This is a genomic window from Phyllobacterium phragmitis (genome assembly GCF_002980495.1).
Classification (GTDB): Bacteria; Pseudomonadota; Alphaproteobacteria; order Rhizobiales; family Rhizobiaceae; genus Paramesorhizobium; species Paramesorhizobium phragmitis.
The window spans coordinates 153,986-169,425 of the sequence record NZ_PVBR01000003.1; the positions used below are offsets into that span (position 1 = coordinate 153,986).

A 15,440-nucleotide genomic window follows, 5' to 3' on the forward strand; every position below is an offset into this window, starting at 1 on the left:
AACAGAATTTTTCTTGACATATTTCCGTCATATGGAATTTCTTCGGTAGTTTACCCAAGTGGATTTCATTTACGGATACCTGAATTCATGCCTGATCAAGAAAAAGGCCCCTCCAGCCTGCGCCGCGCGCTCGCTCTGCTGCGCATCGTCGCTGGTGGCGATCCCGCCGGGATGCGGCTGAAGGATATTGCCGGCACAGCCGGCTGCAGCCAGTCAACGGCGCACCGCGCGCTGCAGGATATGATGGCGGAAGGCTTTGTCGAGCAGGTCGAGGGCGCAAAACGCTATCGCCCTTCGCTCGATTTCTTCGTGCTCGCCGCGCGGGCCGGGCAGGCCGGCGGCATACGCGATCTTGCCCGGCCGGTGCTGCTGCGGCTTGCCACCACCTTGAGCGATACGATCTTCTTTCTGGTGCGCAACGGCTATGACGCGGTGTGTCTCGATCGTGTCGAGGGGCCTTTCCCGATCCGGTCTTTCACCGGCGACATCGGCGGCAAGGTGCCGCTCGGACTTGGCCAGGGCAGCCTGGCGATCCTTGCCCATCTGCCGGAGGCAGAGCAGGAAGAGGTCATCCGTTTCAACATTCCGCGCCTCATCGACCGCGGCTTCCTCGATGAGGCAGGCCTGCGTGCAGCACTTGCCACGGCGCGAGAACAGGGCTGGGTCAATCTCAACACCGGCCTGATCCCCGGCATGGCAGGGGTCGGCGTACCGGTCATCGACGCGCAGGGCCGCCCCGTCGCAGCCCTCAGCGTCGGCACGCTGGCCGAACGGCTTGGTCCGGAACGCCTGCCCGGCGTGGTGCGCATCCTCAAAACCGAGGCAATGAACCTTGCCGCCGGCCTCAATCCCTTCGATGTCACCCTGCGCTATCCCCTGCGCAGCCTCAGTAACATTGGCCGGTAACTGCTTCGTCGTACTATTCCTAGTAGTAAATTCGACGTCCGAACCATGTCAAGTTGCACACGCGATCATTCGTCGCACGCGTGCGTTCAAATACCAAACCAGAAAAATCCACTCCATTCATGAAGTTACAGGGGATATTTTTGATCCTGACATTTTCTTACTCTTGATGACAATGGGGCATATGTCGAACCGAGACCGCCGAATCCAGTAGAAACACAACAACGTTTAACACGATATCACGAATATCATAATTAAATTCCGATATATTGATCAATATCTCTTCAATAATATCCGACATTAAATAAATAAACTTGAAATACTGAGAAAAAACGTTTAATAGTACAACATCAGTTTCTTGATTATCTGGTGATTTGCGATCGCCCCGCTTCCCGGGACATGCCTAGACTCAGGAAGGCTGTGTCCTTCTTCAAGCAGCTGACATCAGGCAGATTCGAGAACGTGAAGAATTAACGAAACCGTTATTTCTTGGGAGGTATTGCGAAAATTGTGGAAAGTTACTAGGTCAAGCGAATTGCGTAACGAGTCTCAAATTACATAATGATTCCAGAGGAGCATATGGTGGTAGAAGAAAAGAACACGACCGATCTTATTGAACTCACGGCCGGGTTAATGTCGGCTTACGTCAGCAACAATTCGGTTCCCGCAGCCGAACTGCCTGCCTTGATTGCGCAAATCCACGCATCATTTTCAGGTCTGGCGACGGGTGAAGCAACAGCGCCTGAAGAAAAGCCGATACCTGCAATCGCGATCAAGAAATCGATCGCGCAGGACTACATCGTCTGTCTTGAGGACGGCAAGAAGTTCAAGTCACTCAAGCGGCACTTGATGACACACTATGGACTTACACCCGACGAATATCGCGCGAAGTGGAACCTTCCGGCGGACTATCCGATGGTCGCGCCGAATTACGCTGCAACCCGGTCGGCCCTCGCAAAGCGAATGGGTCTCGGGCGGAAGGCGAAGGACCCGGTGAAGCGAATCCAGAAGAAGGCGGCCTGACGCATCAGACGTTGCGTGGCTGAAAAAGCCATGGAACCTGTCGCCCACCCAGCGGTGAGCGACGACTGTCAGTTCGATCGCCACGACTCGGCCCAGGCGGCGCCCTTCATTCCCTGAAGGGCGCCGCCATTGTTTTCACCATATATATTTTCCCAGTTTCCGGGCATGTCACGCAGTTGCGCGCTGATCTGATCCGTCGACCATCATCTCGACAGATCCTGAATATTTGCCCGCTTGCGCTAAGCATCCACGCCACGGGAACGCCGCGTTCAAGTCGACGCGCCAAGGACGCTCACAGCTATTTCTTTGCTTTTATGCAGGTGTTCTGTGGTCGCGATCGGGCCATGAGCTGTCCGACGTTCATAATTTGAGAGACGAAAGTACAATGAACCGCCATTATGTGGAATGGCTATCGTCTCAATATGGGAGGAAGAAATGTCCAATGTGCGCGGGGTAAACAGGCAGTTTCGGTCTCGCTCTTTTGTCTATGGAAGGTTTTTTGCGTTCCTGGTAAGCGCAGGTGCGATTGCATCGGCCGCTTTTGCCGAGACCGGCGGCCGGCCGGCTTTGGCTACCACCAATTTTGATTTCAGGGATACGTCTGGTGAAGTCAGGGACCAGACCGCTGAACACGAAGCACGGCTGGAGGCATTTAATGTCACGCTGCGCAACGGTCTTTCCGAGAACCCAAAGTTCGATCTCGTTGCGTTAACCTGCCAGACAGATCAGTGCACCGCCAAAGACCCTGGCCTCGACGTTCTCTCCGCACGAGCAAAAACGGCCGGCGCGAGATTTTTCCTGTTCGGAGAAATCCACAAGATGAGCACACTGGTCGGCTGGGTGAAGTTTGCGGTGCTGGATTTGAATGAAAACAAGCCGGTCTGCGATCGGTTCATGACTTACCGGGGCGACACCGACGAGGCTTGGCAACACGCAGCAAAATTCACTGTGCGCGACATCGAGAAGCACTGCTTTCCGTAAAATCAAAAGACGTTTGCGGATGCGGCGGGTCGATGGTGGTTGCATTGAACATATGTTGGCAACCGCAACATTTCGTTCATGTGATTGGCGGGCCGGGTTGCTATAGTCCCGCAGTGTTCCCGTGGAATGCAACCGCATCGCGTCCCCCAAGCCCCCCGCTCAGAACGCGATGCGGACCCATCCCAGGGTCGCGTCTGCTCCAATCATAGCGGTTTTGAATCTTCAGGGCCTCCCCCAGGCCCTGAAAGCTTATCCGTATGCAGGCGTCAGACGGGCTGAACCGACAATTGCAGCAAACCCTCACCGCGCCCTAATCTCCGGCCCCATCAAACTATACGGCAGCCAGGTCGACAAAACCGGAACATAAGTCACCAGAATCAGAAACAGGAAAAGCACGCCGACAAATGGCAAAGCGGCGCGCACCACCTGGATGAGGCTCATTCCGGTGATACCCGAGGTCACGAAAAGGTTGAGGCCGATCGGCGGCGTGATCATGCCGATCTCCATGTTCACGACCATGATGATGCCGAGGTGGACCGGGTCGATGCCGAGTTCCATCGCGATCGGAAATACCACCGGCGCGACGATAAGCAGGAGACCGGAAGGCTCCATAAATTGTCCGCCGAGCAGCAGCAGGATATTGACGGCGATCAGGAAGGTGAACCAGTTGAAGCCGGCATCGAGCATCATTCCGGTGATTACCTGCGGTATCCTTTCCGACGTCAGCACATGCGCGAACAGCAGCGCATTGACGATGATGAACATCAGCATGATCGTCGTGCGCGCGGCGTCTACCGTAACCTTGCGGGTTTCCTCGTTGAAGAATGCCGCGGGCAGAGAGCGTATCATCAATGACAGGTTGCGGCCCCAGATCGGGGCGCTGGCGGCAAGTTGCGACGGGATTGCGCCGAGGCTCTTGCGTTCGCCGCGCCACAGCGAATAGGCGACGAGAACGGCCAGCGACATCACAAGCCCGGCAACCGTGCGTGACCCGAAACCGACATGGTATGTTTCGGACCGACCGACCGCGAAAAAGGACAGGATCATCCACACGAAGAAGAATGAGATGGCATAGACCATGGCCGAAAAGCCGACGCGCCCGCGCCGCGAATCCGTATCCTTGACCCAATGCTCGCCTTTCATCGGTCCCATGTCGCGATAGATGAACACCGCAACGAAGAATGCATAGATTGCGGCGACCGAAGCCGCCTCGGTGGGCGTGAAGACACCGCCATAGATGCCGCCGAGAATGATGATGATAAGGAACAGTCCCCAGCCGGCTTCCTTGCCGCCTGCGATCAGTTCGGAAAAGCCGCGCCATGGTTCGGCCGGCAATCCCTTGATCCTGGCCATGATATAGATCGCCACCATTAGCATGAGCCCTGCGACGAGGCCCGGAACCACACCGGCGAGAAACATCCGGCCGACCGAAACATCGGTAGCGGCGGAATAGACGACCATGACGATCGACGGCGGGATCAGGATGCCGAGCGTTCCGGCATTAGCGATGATGCCGGCCGCGAACTCCTTGCTGTAGCCGACCTGCCGCATTCCGGCGATGGCGATGGTGCCTATCGCGACCACCGTCGCCGGCGACGAACCGGAGAGTGCTGCAAACAGCATGCAGGCGAGCACCGAGGCCATGGCGAGGCCGCCGCGGAAATGGCCGACCGTTGCGATGGCGAAACGTATCAGACGCTTGGCCACCCCGCCCGTCGACATGAAGGCGGACGCCAGAACGAAAAACGGAATGGCCAGCAGCGTGTAGTTCTGCGAGGCGGTGAAAAGCTGCAGCGCCACCGACGACATCGAATCCGTTGAGAAAAACGCGATGGTGATGATCGACGAAAGGCCGAGCGCGATGGCGACCGGCGCGCCAAGAAACAGCAGCCCGAGGACGAGGATGAACAGGATTGAGACTTCCATCGCGATCAGTCCCTCAGGATGTTCTTGTTGTCGGCAACGAGGTCTTCAGCCTCATGTCCGGCAATGATCAGTTCGCGTTCTCCCCTCCAGATCTGGACGATCGCCTGCAGGGACCGAAATCCGAGAAGCGCCAGCCCGATCGGAAGGATGAGATAGGCAATCCAGCGCTGAACGCGCTCCTGCGTCCCGAATGTGTGCTGGATCCATTCGGGATAGCGCAGATCGTCGAGCCCGATTCCCGCATTGAAGAAGCGGGTCCAGTAGAAGACCGCTCCGCCCTTCGTTTGCGCACCAAAGATCGATAGCCAGTCGGCCGATAGCAGGATTGCCGCATAAAGGATGACCGTGAAGGCCCCGAACAGCGCGGCACCCCTGAACAGCCGCTTTGGAAAGAGGCGAATGGCCGCGTCGACGCCGAGATGAAGCCCTTGTTTGATGCCGTATCCCATGCCGAAGAGGATCATCCAGGCAAACAGGATGCGGGTCAGTTCCAGCGCGCCCGACCAGCCGCTGTTGAACCCGTAACGCGCTACGACCTGGGAAAAGGAAATGATGGTGATCGCCGCCAGCAGCACCGCCAGAATGTTTTCTTCCACCCGTGTCACCGCCGCCGGATACCGCCGTTCGATCAGGAACAGCGCGACGATCAGTGCAAGGATGGCGAAGTAGGGCCAGTAAGCGACCATTTATGTTCCCCTGGATGATCCGCACTCTGACGGGCGGCTCTTGCTACGACAAACAATTGTTAAATCATGGGGACCGGGCGCAGCTTGCGCCCGGTCCGAAGCTTGTTCAGTTGCTCTCGTTCGACGCGACAGCGGCATCAATCAGATCCTTGCCGATGTCGCCCTCGAACTTGGTCCAGACGGGCTTCATCGTCTCCACCCACTGCGCGCGCTGCTCGGGGGTCAGTTCCCGAACGGTGCCGCCGGCGTCGATGATGTTCTGGCGGTTCTTGGCCTCGGTCGCCGCGACGGCGGCGTTGGCCTCCATCGTCACGTCATCGACGACCTTGAGGAACTGGTCACGAAAATCAGGTTCAAGACCGTCCAGCCATTCGGTCGAGGTCACCAGCAGATAGGCGAGGAGCTGGTGGTTGGTCTCGGTGATGCCATCCTGCACCTCGAAGAACTTCTGCGTGTAGATGTTCGACCAGGTATTTTCCTGACCGTCGACAACGCCGGTCTGCAGCGCGCCATAAACTTCCTTGAAGGCGAGTTTCTGGGCCGAGCCGCCCATCGCCTCGATCATCGCCTGGGCCACGTCTGAGGTCTGGATGCGGAACTTGAGCCCCTTGGCGTCGCTCGGAACCAGCAACGGCTTGTTGGCGGAGAACTGCTTGAGGCCGGACGACCAGTAGCCGAGGCCCGTATAGCCCTTGTCTTCCATGACGGTCAGCAGGGCCTTGCCGTTGTCGCTGGTGATGAAATTGTCCACGGACTTCAGGCTTGAAAACAGAAACGGCAGGTCAAAAAGCCGATATTTCAGTGTGTAGGCCTCGAATTTGGACAGCGAGGGCGCGGCAAGCTGCACGTCGCCAAGAAGCAACGCCTCAAGCACCTTGTCATCGTCGAAAAGCGTCGAATTCGGGAACACCCGCATACAGGCCTTGCCGTTCATTTCCTTGTTGACGCGCTCGGCAAGAAGCGTGGCGGCATCGCCCTTGGGATGACCGGTCGCCGCCACCACGTGGCTGAATTTGATGATCATCTCGCCATCGTCGCAATCGTCGGCCAGCGCCGCCGAGGCGCTGAAAGCGAGGGCGACGGCGGATACCGTGCCAAGAAGCAGTTTCTTCATAAGTCAGTCCTCCACATCGGGCATGCAGCGCCCATGACAAAAGCCCGGCGGCCGCTTCTGCCGGCCGACGGACAAATCACCATGATCGGAAGGTGCGCGAGAGTTCCCCGGCCCCGCGCGTTTGCGCGTCATCAGCCAAGTTTCCCCCGACGATGCCTCCCGGCCATCGCGATAAAATTATGTAAGCAATTCATGTGCCAGTTCGCCGACATGCCGGAAACCCGCTATCTTCCGGGCCGCATCTGAAACGATGAGGCGACAGGTCACGGAAAATGGGTCAATTCCTACCCATCAACATCCCGACAATGCGTGTTCCTTTACCCGTCGCGGTCGCCATCCGGATCGGATCCGGTTTCGATGCCGAGGCGTTTCATCTTGTCGTAGAGCCCCTTGCGCGAAATGCGCAATGCCTCGTAGGTCGGCTTCATCGCGCCGCCGTTGCGCACCAGCTCGGCCTCGATGACCGACCGCTCAAAGCGTCGGACGCGCTCGGCCAGGTCGCCCGCGGGATCGTCGTCCGTTTCCGGTTGCGCGGGTGCCGAGCCCGAAAACCCGCCCCACATGCCAAGCACGAAACGGTCCGCATAGTTTCTCAATTCGCGCACATTGCCCGGCCAGTCATAGGCCATCAGTTGCGCCTCCAGGGCACGCGGCACGTCGGGTATCTCGCGCCGGTAGCGCCCACGCGCCTCGCGCGCCAGATGAAAGAACAGCAGCGGAATGTCGTCACGCCGCTCGCGCAACGGCGGCAGTGCGAGGGTCACGACATTGAGGCGGTAATAGAGGTCGGAACGGAATGCCCCGCGCGCGCCGGCCGTGGCCAGATCGGTCTTGGTCGCTGCGACGAAGCGGACGTCCAGGGCGATGGATTTGTTCGAGCCGAGCCGCTCGACCGATCGCGCCTCGATCGCCCTCAGCAGCTTGGCCTGCAGGCCGAGCGGCATGGATTCGATCTCGTCCAGGAAGATGGTGCCGCCATTGGCGTGCTCAAGCTTGCCGACGCGCAGCTTCTGCGCCCCGGTAAATGCGCCGGGCTCATGGCCGAAGAGTTCAGCCTCGATGATGTCAGCGGGCAGCGCCGCGCAATTGATGGCGACGAAATTGCCTTGCGCGCGTCCGCCCAGATCATGCAGCGCGCGGGCCACCACTTCCTTGCCGGCGCCGGTTTCACCGGTAACAAGCACATCCACGTCTGTGTCGGCCAGCATGACGATCTGTTCGCGCAGGCGCGTGATCGCCGGACTGCGGCCGACCAGCCGCATCGACAGCGCCTCGCGGCCATCGAGTTCGGACCGCAATGTGCGGTTTTCCAGAATGAGACGCCGTTTTTCCAGCGCGCGCTCGATAACGGCGTAGAGACGCGACACCGGAAACGGCTTTTCGATGAAATCGTAGGCCCCGGCACGCATCGCCTCGACCGCCATCTGTACGTCGCCATGCCCTGTTATGAGGATCACCGGCAGGGTAGGATCGATGGCGAGGGCCTGCCGCAGGAGTTCCATGCCACCCATCCCAGGCATGCGGATGTCGCTGACGATGATCGCGTATGCCTCGTGGCCGATCTGCGACAATGCGGCTTCGGGGGCCCGGTGCACCGCAACCGGCAGCCCCTCCAGCTCAAGGCCCTGGGCCAGGGCATGGCGCAGATCGTCGTCATCGTCGACAAGATGGACGATCGGCTTCCCGGATCCCAGTACGTTCATGGTCTATTCCGCAGCAATGCCGTGCGCTTCGGCGAGCTTGAGCGTTATCGCGAAGGTGCAATTGCCTTCTTCCTGATCATGCAAAACGATCTGTCCCCCGAATTCCCGAACGATGTTGTAGGCAATGGACAGGCCGATGCCTATGCCCTCGCCTGCCTGCTTGGTGGTGAAGAAGGGCTCGAATATGAAGGCGCGGTGCGCCTTGTCAATGCCGGGGCCGCTATCCGATACATTGATGGTCAATTCATCGCTCAGCGATGCCAGAGTGATGCGAACCACGCCATCATCCTGACCCGCCATGGCATCGATGGCATTATTGACCAGATTGACGAATACCTGGGACAGCCGAATGCGGCCGCCCAGCACAGACAGTGTGCGCAGTGCCGGATCGAGTTCGATCGCGACATGCGCCTTGCGCGCTCTTGGACGCACCAGAATAAGCGCTTCGTCGAGCACGGCCGCCAGAGGCACGATGCCCGTCGTCGTGCCCGATTTCCTCGAAAACGACAGCAGGGCACGCGACAGCTCGGCCATGCGGTCGACCATCGCCGCAATGCGCGAAAAATTGTCCGTCGCCTGTTCGGAGCACCCTTTCGACAGCAATCTGGCGCCATTGTCGGCATAGGTGCGGATGGCGGCGAGCGGCTGGTTGAACTCGTGACTTAAAGTGGCGGACATTTGACCCAGGGCAGCGAGCTTTGCCGCCTGAACGAGCTCGGTCTGCGTCTTGCGCAGCTTGTCCTCGGCCAGCCGGCGTTCCTCGATCTCTCGTGACAGCGAGACATTCGTTCGGCTGAGCGCAAGCGTCCTGTCGCGCACCATCCGCTCAAGGCGCAGCGCGGCGGCGCGATCCTTGCGCAGTTTCAATACCGCCGTTTCACGGCGGCGGATCAGAAGAAATACGGCCGTCGCCAGCACCAGACAGGCAAGTGCGGCAGCGAGTGCACCAAACAAGCGCGCCTCTTCCAATGGCTTGCGGTCGGCCAGGACATGCAATTGCCAATCCAGAAGCGGCAAGTCCCGGGAAAGATCGATATGAGCGACATAATCGTTCCCTGCCCTGAACCGCTGCGTACCCGAGGCTTCCTCGGCGATGGCGCTGACCGGCCTCAACTTCCATTCGGAACGGTTGGTCAGGAAAACCGTGCCCGAGCGATCACTGACGAAAATCGGGTTGGCCGAAAGCGACCATGTCGCCTCGACACTGTCAAACCCGACATAAACGACGACGACCCCGATCATGGCACCGCGACGACGCACGCCGGAACTGAAGGCGTAGCCACGCTCCCTGTTGTCGAGCGACACGACGGCGCGGCCCAGTTGGCCCTGCCGGGCGGCTTCGATCAACGCCCTTCGGCCCGCCGGATCATCGTCGAAAACGCGGCGCGCGGAGGCGAGCAAACGCCCGTCCGGCAGGAAGAAAGCAACTTCTTTTGCGCCTGACAGGCCGGTCACCTCTTCAGCCTTGCGGCGCGCCTTGCCGATCAGGTCCGGCGTGAGGCCTGTTTCGGGAAACAACGCGGCAATGTCGTCCTGGCGTGACAGAAGCGGCGGCAAAACCCTGTATTTATCGAGCATGCCGGCCAGTATCTCGGCCTGAACTGCAAGCGTTTCCGCGGCCTTTCGCCGGATCTGGACATCGGCGCGGTCACGCCAATAGGTGGAGACGACATAGATCGCGGCAACCGAAATCAGGGCAACGGCGATCGCGGCCGCCACCCTGGCAATGCGAAAACGCGAACGTATCTTGTGGCCGCTGATCATCGACGCGCAATTCCTCCCATCCAAGCGTTTACCAGAATGAGGCTGCGAAAAACAGCAGGCAGGCCATCACCTGCGCGCAATCGAGCCAGACAGCCCGGAAGGGCGATAAGCCGATAAACGCCCAGGAACTCGCAAAATCCTGCGCAGCGATGCGGATTTCAGGTCATATTGATTTGATGCCGATCAGACGACCGACTTCACCCGTTCCCAGCCATTTTCGAGGTGAATGTCCAACTCGCGGGCCAATGTCTCGGCATCGCGGGCCTCCAAAGCGGCGATGATCCGCTCGTGCTCGGCCACCGCGGACGCCCATCGCTCCGCTCCCTCATGTCCGATGAAACGGATACGCTTGACGCGCGATTGCAGCAGACCATGGACTTCGGTCAGCGGAGCGTTATCGGCAAGGGCGACGATGCCGGTGTGGATCTGCTGGTTGAGCTTGTAATATTCCAGGCGCTCGCCGGCCTGGTAATGGCGCACCATGGCATCGTGCAGCACGCGCAGCCGCGCTATTGCCTCGTCGCTCGCCTTGGCGCAGGCAAGGCGCGCCGCCAGCATCTCCATCGACCGGATGACGATCAGCATGTCCTCGACATCCTTTGCCGAGAAGCGCTTGACCACGGCGCCGCGGCTCGGCACCAGTTCGACAAGCCCTTCGCTGGCCAGGAACTTCAGCGCCTCGCGCAGCGGCGTGCGCGAGACGCCCAATTCCTCACCAAGCTGGTTCTCATAGATGCGCTGACCGGGTTGCAGATCACCCTCGATGATCATGTCGCGCAAGCGGCTGACGATCTCGCCATGCAGCGACTGACGGGAAATCGCTGTGACCGTACGCCGCCCAGCCTGTTCGATCACTTCTGAAGCCATCGTCTCTCTCCCGCTTTCGGTCCTGCCGGCCACCCAGCTTGCACAGCCTGCCAGCCCTGTTGAAAACCATTTTCGCATTCGCAACGGCAAAATGATACCGCCTTCCATGTATTATTTTTTATACTGTATACAAAATGCTTGCATAAGGGAAAATCCGCTTGTAATCTCCAGACGGTATCGAAGAAGGAGGAGCTTTCATGGCCGCAAGCGAAACAGGCGTCGAGGCGCAGGCGAACCGTCCTGTCCTGGCCTTCGCCATGGGCGATCCGGCGGGCATCAGTTCCGAACTGACCGCTCGGATACTCTCCTTGCCGGAGCTTCGGAATACCGCGCACTTGGTCGTCATCGGCGACCGCCGCATTCTGGATGAGGGCGCGGCAATCGCGAAGGTCACGCTCGACCTGGATTATCGCACGCCGGCCGATTTCTCGACCGATGTCGCCGAGCGGCCCGTCTTCATCGATCTGGGTCATCTCGACCCCGGCGATGTCACGCGCGGCGAGGCGACGCTTGCCGGTGGCATGTTCGCGACCGAGAACTTCCGTTTCGCGCTGCACCTTGCCGATAAGGGCCACGTCGATGGCGTCTGCTTCACGCCCTTTAACAAAAAGGCGATGCGCTACGCTTATCCCGGCTATGACGACGAGATTCGTTTCGTCTCCGATGTGCTCTCCTTCAAGGGCAGGATGCGCGAATTCAACGTGCTCGAGCGGGTATGGAACGCACGGGTAACCTCGCATATCCCGCTATCGGCGGTTTCGGCCCATATCAGCCAGCAAGCCATTCTGGCGGAGGTCGAGCTGACGGTTGCGTGTCTGCGTCTTGCGGGAATCGACGAGCCGAAGATCGCGGTGGCGGGGCTCAATCCGCATGCCGGCGACGGCGGCAGCTTCGGGATGGAGGAAATCGAAATCATCGAGCCGGCGGTAGAGCGGGCGAAGGCCGAAGGTTATGCCGTAGAGGGGCCGTTCCCCGCCGACACCGTCTTCCTGCGCGCGCTGAAGGAAGGTTTTCACGCCGTGTTGACCATGTATCACGATCAGGGCCAGATCGCGATGAAGATGATGGGTTTCGACAAGGGCGTGACGATGATGGGCGGCCTGCCGTTCCCGCTCTGCACGCCAGCCCACGGCACGGCCTATGATATTGCCGGCCGCGGCATCGCCGATGTCGGTGCATCGCGCGAGGCCGTGTTGCTGGCGGCGAAGATGGCCAGGCGGCAGGCAGTCTTGAAGGAGGCTGCCGAATAGACTGCCCCAATAGACTGATTGATGAAACTGGGTCGAACCGCCGGGGGTAGGAGCTTGCGGCGGGACGGTCCGACAACCGGGAGGAACCGATATGCTGAAACAGATTACCCTGGCGCTGCTTGCGCTGACGACCACGGGGCCGGCACTCGCCTTCGAGCCGACGCGGCCGGTCGAGTTCGTCGTCACATCGGGCCCAGGCGGCGGCACCGATAATTTTGCCAGAACGGTGCAATCCATCATCGCCAAGCACAAGCTGATGAATGCTCCAGTCGTCGTCACCAACAAGGGCGGCGGCAGCGGAGCGGAGGGCTTCGTCTACGCCGCCGGCTACAAGGGCGACCCCTACAAGCTGACATTCGGCACCAACAATGAATATCTCCTGCCGAGCGTCGCGGCGGTTCCCTATGCGCCGGAAGACCTGACGCCCGTCGCAACGCTTGCGCTGGATGAATTCCTGATCTGGGTGAATGGCCAATCCAAATTCGGCGACGTCAAATCATTCGTGGAGGCGGCGAAGGCCGAGCCGAAGGCGCTCCAGTTCGGCGGCAGCCAGTCGAAGGATACCGATCAGATTCTCGTCTCGACCATTGCGGACGTGACGGGGGCGGAATTCCGCTACATTCCGTTCAAGAGCGGCGGCGAGGCAGCCGTTCAGCTGGCCGGCGGTCATATCGACGCCAATGTGAACAATCCCAACGAAAATCGCGGCCAGTGGCAGGCCGGCATGGTGAAGCCGCTCTGCGTCTTCCGCCCGGACCGCTTTCCGCAAAGCGAACCCGTGCATGAGGGCAAGGGCTGGCACGATATACCGACCTGCGCCGAGGCCGGCCTGGCGATCGACAATTATCGCATGCCGCGCACCGTCTGGCTGCCGGCCGGTGTCGACGAGGACGCGGTCGCCTTCTACCGCGATGTCCTGAAGAAAGTTTCCGAGACACCGGAATGGGCGGATTACGTTGCCAAGACTTCGCAGACATCGCAGTTTATGGCGGGTGATGAATTCAAGGCCTATCAGACCCGCGACAGGGATAATGTCCAGAAAGTGCTGAAACGCGAGGGTTGGCTGGTCGAGTGAACCAATCCAGGGGGACGCTCCCAAAGGGGCGTCTCCCATTCCTGCAACGCTCGGGAGGCGAGCATGGCTGAATTTGAAAAGCAATCAGTGTCGCGCAAGATGATGGAAATCATCACGGCGCTCCTGACGGCGGGGGCGGGTCTCGCCATCTGCTACGGGTCGTGGCGGAGCGGTATCGGCTGGAGCGACATGGGACCGGAAGCGGGCTATTTTCCCTTCTATGTCGGCGTCCTGATCATCCTGGGCAGTCTGGTGACCCTGCTGCGCAGCATGTTCTTTTACCAGCATGACGGCGAGGTGTTCCTCGATATCGAGAGGGCCAGGCCGGTTCTCGGTTTCTTTCTGCCGCTCGTCGCCTTCATGATCGTTTCGCTGCTTCTCGGCCTCTATGTGGGCACGGCGCTCTACATTTGCGGCGCCATGATGTGGCAAGGAGGCTATCGCTGGTGGATATCCGCCCTGGCGGCACTGGCCGTCACCGGCCTTTTCTATCTCGTGTTCGAGATCGGCTTTCAGGTTCCGCTTTTGAAGGGACCTATCGAGGGCTGGCTCGGCATCTACTGATCCGACGATAGACGACGATCTCCGGATCGTCGGAACCGCTTGGGAGGAAACAGGCGATGGGCAATTTCGGCTATCTGATGGACGGCTTCGCCACCGTCCTCACCATGCATCATCTCATGATCATGATGATCGGGGTCATGCTGGGCATCCTGGTCGGCGTGCTGCCGGGCCTCGGAGCGCCGAACGGTGTCTCGCTGCTCCTGCCGCTGACTTTCACGATGGATCCGATCTCGGCCATCATTCTTCTCTCCTGCATGTATTGGGGTGCGCTTTTCGGGGGATCGACCACCTCGATCCTTTTCAACATTCCCGGAGAGCCTTCCTCGGTCGCGACCACGTTCGACGGCTATCCGATGGCCAAGAGTGGCCAGGCGACGCGGGCGCTGACGCTTGCCTTCATGTCCGCCGGCATCGGAGCGCTGGCCGGCGTCGTGATGATCACGCTGCTTTCCGGCTGGGTCGCGCGGTTTGCGCTGCAGTTCTCATCGCCGGAATTCTTCGCCGTCTATTTCCTCGCCTTCGCCAGCTTCATCGGCATGAGCGCCAACGCACCCGCCAAGACATTGGTCACGATGATGCTGGGCTTCGCCTTCGCCACCGTCGGCATGGACACGATCTCCGGCGGGCTTCGCCTCACCTTCGGCATTCCGGATCTGATCAAGGGCATTTCCTTCCTCGTTGCCGTCATGGGTCTCTTCGGCATCGGCGAATTGCTTTTGACGACGGAGGAGGGGCTGCGCTTCGACGGCATCAGGGCGCGCGTCAGGCCCCTCGACGTGCTGAAGACGCTGAAGGAGATGCCGCGCTATGGCTGGTCGATCCTGCGCTCGACGCTGATCGGCATCTGGATGGGCATCACGCCCGCCGGTCCGACCGCCGCATCCTTCATGAGCTATGGTCTCGCCCGGCGATTCGCCAAGGACAAATCGCAATTCGGTAAGGGCGATCCGCGCGGCATCGTCTCGCCGGAAACCGCCGATCATTCTGCCGGTACGTCGGCTCTGCTGCCGATGCTGGCCCTCGGCGTTCCCGGTTCGGCTACCGCCGCGGTGATGATGGGCGGGCTGATGATCTGGGGCCTGACGCCGGGGCCGATGCTCTTCATCGACAGGCCTGATTTCGTCTGGGGACTCATCGCATCGATGTATCTCGGCAATGTCGTCGCCGTGCTTTTGGTGCTCGCCACCGTTCCGCTCTACGCCTCGATCCTGCGGGTGCCGTTTACGATCGTCGGACCGGTGATCGTCGCGATCATCTTCTCCGGCGCCTATCAGGTGGCCAATTCGACCTTCGATATGTGGCTGGTGCTCGGCTTCGGGGTTCTCGGCTATCTCTTCAAGAAGCTGAATTACCCGATTGCGCCACTCGTCCTCGCCATGGTTCTCGGCGACAAGGCCGAGGATGCCTTCCGCCAGTCGATGCTGATGTCGAATGGATCGCTGAGCATCTTCTGGTCGAACCCGCTCGTCTCGGGGATCATGGCGCTCGGGGTCCTGATGCTCATCTGGCCGCTGCTCGCCAGGGCTGTCGGCCTGCGCAGCTTGCACCGCCGCGCCGCCGGGCATCCGGCCAAGGTCTGATGCC

At 60.0% G+C, this 15,440-nt stretch carries 13 protein-coding genes; 7 read left to right on the forward strand and 6 right to left on the reverse strand.

From position 1 onward, the window contains the following. Nucleotides 1–87 precede the first annotated feature (87 nt). The 3 genes from C5748_RS04825 to C5748_RS04835 all read left to right on the forward strand — a co-directional run bounded on the left by C5748_RS04825 (nt 88) and on the right by C5748_RS04835 (nt 2,907). Entirely contained in the window at nt 88–906 is an 819-nt protein-coding gene (locus C5748_RS04825) for an IclR family transcriptional regulator (protein WP_105740806.1), read from the forward strand. A 576-nt stretch (nt 907–1,482) separates the two neighbouring features. After that, a complete protein-coding gene (locus C5748_RS04830; RefSeq protein ID WP_105740807.1) occupies nt 1,483–1,926 on the forward strand; it encodes a Ros/MucR family transcriptional regulator in 444 nt (147 codons plus the stop codon). Nucleotides 1,927–2,361: 435 nt separating this feature from the next. Continuing rightward, nucleotides 2,362–2,907: a DUF2380 domain-containing protein gene (locus C5748_RS04835; RefSeq protein WP_158259808.1), complete on the forward strand. Its 546-nt coding sequence runs from the start codon at nt 2,362–2,364 to the stop codon at nt 2,905–2,907. Nucleotides 2,908–3,207: 300 nt separating this feature from the next. Here the strand turns inward: C5748_RS04835 and C5748_RS04840 are convergent, their stop codons facing one another. The 6 genes from C5748_RS04840 to C5748_RS04865 all read right to left on the reverse strand — a co-directional run bounded on the left by C5748_RS04840 (nt 3,208) and on the right by C5748_RS04865 (nt 10,967). Continuing rightward, nucleotides 3,208–4,833, reverse strand: a complete 1,626-nt coding sequence (locus C5748_RS04840) for a TRAP transporter large permease (RefSeq protein ID WP_105740809.1) — start codon at nt 4,831–4,833, stop codon at nt 3,208–3,210. A gap of 5 nt (nt 4,834–4,838) precedes the next feature. Further along, nucleotides 4,839–5,519 carry a TRAP transporter small permease gene (locus C5748_RS04845; RefSeq protein ID WP_105740810.1) on the reverse strand — a complete coding sequence of 227 codons (681 nt, stop codon included), beginning with the start codon at nt 5,517–5,519 and terminating at the stop codon, nt 4,839–4,841. A 106-nt stretch (nt 5,520–5,625) separates the two neighbouring features. Next, nucleotides 5,626–6,633 (reverse strand): DctP family TRAP transporter solute-binding subunit, encoded by a 1,008-nt coding sequence (locus C5748_RS04850; RefSeq protein ID WP_105740811.1) that lies wholly within the window; start codon nt 6,631–6,633, stop codon nt 5,626–5,628. A 317-nt stretch (nt 6,634–6,950) separates the two neighbouring features. Continuing rightward, a complete protein-coding gene (locus tag C5748_RS04855) occupies nt 6,951–8,336 on the reverse strand; it encodes a sigma-54-dependent transcriptional regulator (protein WP_105740812.1) in 1,386 nt (461 codons plus the stop codon). Between the two features lie 3 nt (nt 8,337–8,339). Next, the gene (locus tag C5748_RS04860) at nt 8,340–10,100 is read right to left on the reverse strand and encodes an ATP-binding protein (RefSeq protein ID WP_105740813.1); all 1,761 of its coding nucleotides are present in this window, start codon (nt 10,098–10,100) and stop codon (nt 8,340–8,342) included. Nucleotides 10,101–10,283: 183 nt separating this feature from the next. Then, a complete protein-coding gene (locus tag C5748_RS04865) occupies nt 10,284–10,967 on the reverse strand; it encodes a GntR family transcriptional regulator (protein WP_105740814.1) in 684 nt (227 codons plus the stop codon). Nucleotides 10,968–11,164: 197 nt separating this feature from the next. Between C5748_RS04865 and C5748_RS04870 the strand changes: the two genes are divergently transcribed. The 4 genes from C5748_RS04870 (at nt 11,165) to C5748_RS04885 (ending at nt 15,436) form a co-directional block, all read left to right on the forward strand. Further along, on the forward strand, nt 11,165–12,217 hold the full coding sequence (locus C5748_RS04870) for a 4-hydroxythreonine-4-phosphate dehydrogenase PdxA (protein WP_105740815.1): 1,053 nt from the start codon (nt 11,165–11,167) through the stop codon (nt 12,215–12,217). 91 nt (nt 12,218–12,308) lie between these two features. Continuing rightward, nucleotides 12,309–13,292 (forward strand): tripartite tricarboxylate transporter substrate binding protein, encoded by a 984-nt coding sequence (locus tag C5748_RS04875; protein ID WP_105740816.1) that lies wholly within the window; start codon nt 12,309–12,311, stop codon nt 13,290–13,292. Between the two features lie 63 nt (nt 13,293–13,355). Beyond that, nucleotides 13,356–13,856 (forward strand): tripartite tricarboxylate transporter TctB family protein, encoded by a 501-nt coding sequence (locus C5748_RS04880; protein ID WP_105740817.1) that lies wholly within the window; start codon nt 13,356–13,358, stop codon nt 13,854–13,856. 56 nt (nt 13,857–13,912) lie between these two features. Beyond that, nucleotides 13,913–15,436: a tripartite tricarboxylate transporter permease gene (locus C5748_RS04885; RefSeq protein WP_105740818.1), complete on the forward strand. Its 1,524-nt coding sequence runs from the start codon at nt 13,913–13,915 to the stop codon at nt 15,434–15,436. The last annotated feature ends 4 nt before the right edge of the window (nt 15,437–15,440 follow it).

What these genes read in the sequence shown, in the direction of transcription:
- C5748_RS04825 (WP_105740806.1), top strand. Translation starts at nt 88, where the DNA reads ATGCCTGATCAAGAAAAAGGCCCCTCCAGCCTGCGCCGCGCGCTCGCT.
- C5748_RS04845 (WP_105740810.1), bottom strand. Translation starts at nt 5,519, where the DNA reads ATGGTCGCTTACTGGCCCTACTTCGCCATCCTTGCACTGATCGTCGCG.
- C5748_RS04850 (WP_105740811.1), bottom strand. Translation starts at nt 6,633, where the DNA reads ATGAAGAAACTGCTTCTTGGCACGGTATCCGCCGTCGCCCTCGCTTTC.
- C5748_RS04885 (WP_105740818.1), top strand. Translation starts at nt 13,913, where the DNA reads ATGGGCAATTTCGGCTATCTGATGGACGGCTTCGCCACCGTCCTCACC.
- C5748_RS04830 (WP_105740807.1), top strand. Translation starts at nt 1,483, where the DNA reads ATGGTGGTAGAAGAAAAGAACACGACCGATCTTATTGAACTCACGGCC.
- C5748_RS04840 (WP_105740809.1), bottom strand. Translation starts at nt 4,833, where the DNA reads ATGGAAGTCTCAATCCTGTTCATCCTCGTCCTCGGGCTGCTGTTTCTT.
- C5748_RS04835 (WP_158259808.1), top strand. Translation starts at nt 2,362, where the DNA reads ATGTCCAATGTGCGCGGGGTAAACAGGCAGTTTCGGTCTCGCTCTTTT.
- C5748_RS04870 (WP_105740815.1), top strand. Translation starts at nt 11,165, where the DNA reads ATGGCCGCAAGCGAAACAGGCGTCGAGGCGCAGGCGAACCGTCCTGTC.
- C5748_RS04860 (WP_105740813.1), bottom strand. Translation starts at nt 10,100, where the DNA reads ATGATCAGCGGCCACAAGATACGTTCGCGTTTTCGCATTGCCAGGGTG.
- C5748_RS04855 (WP_105740812.1), bottom strand. Translation starts at nt 8,336, where the DNA reads ATGAACGTACTGGGATCCGGGAAGCCGATCGTCCATCTTGTCGACGAT.
- C5748_RS04865 (WP_105740814.1), bottom strand. Translation starts at nt 10,967, where the DNA reads ATGGCTTCAGAAGTGATCGAACAGGCTGGGCGGCGTACGGTCACAGCG.
- C5748_RS04875 (WP_105740816.1), top strand. Translation starts at nt 12,309, where the DNA reads ATGCTGAAACAGATTACCCTGGCGCTGCTTGCGCTGACGACCACGGGG.
- C5748_RS04880 (WP_105740817.1), top strand. Translation starts at nt 13,356, where the DNA reads ATGGCTGAATTTGAAAAGCAATCAGTGTCGCGCAAGATGATGGAAATC.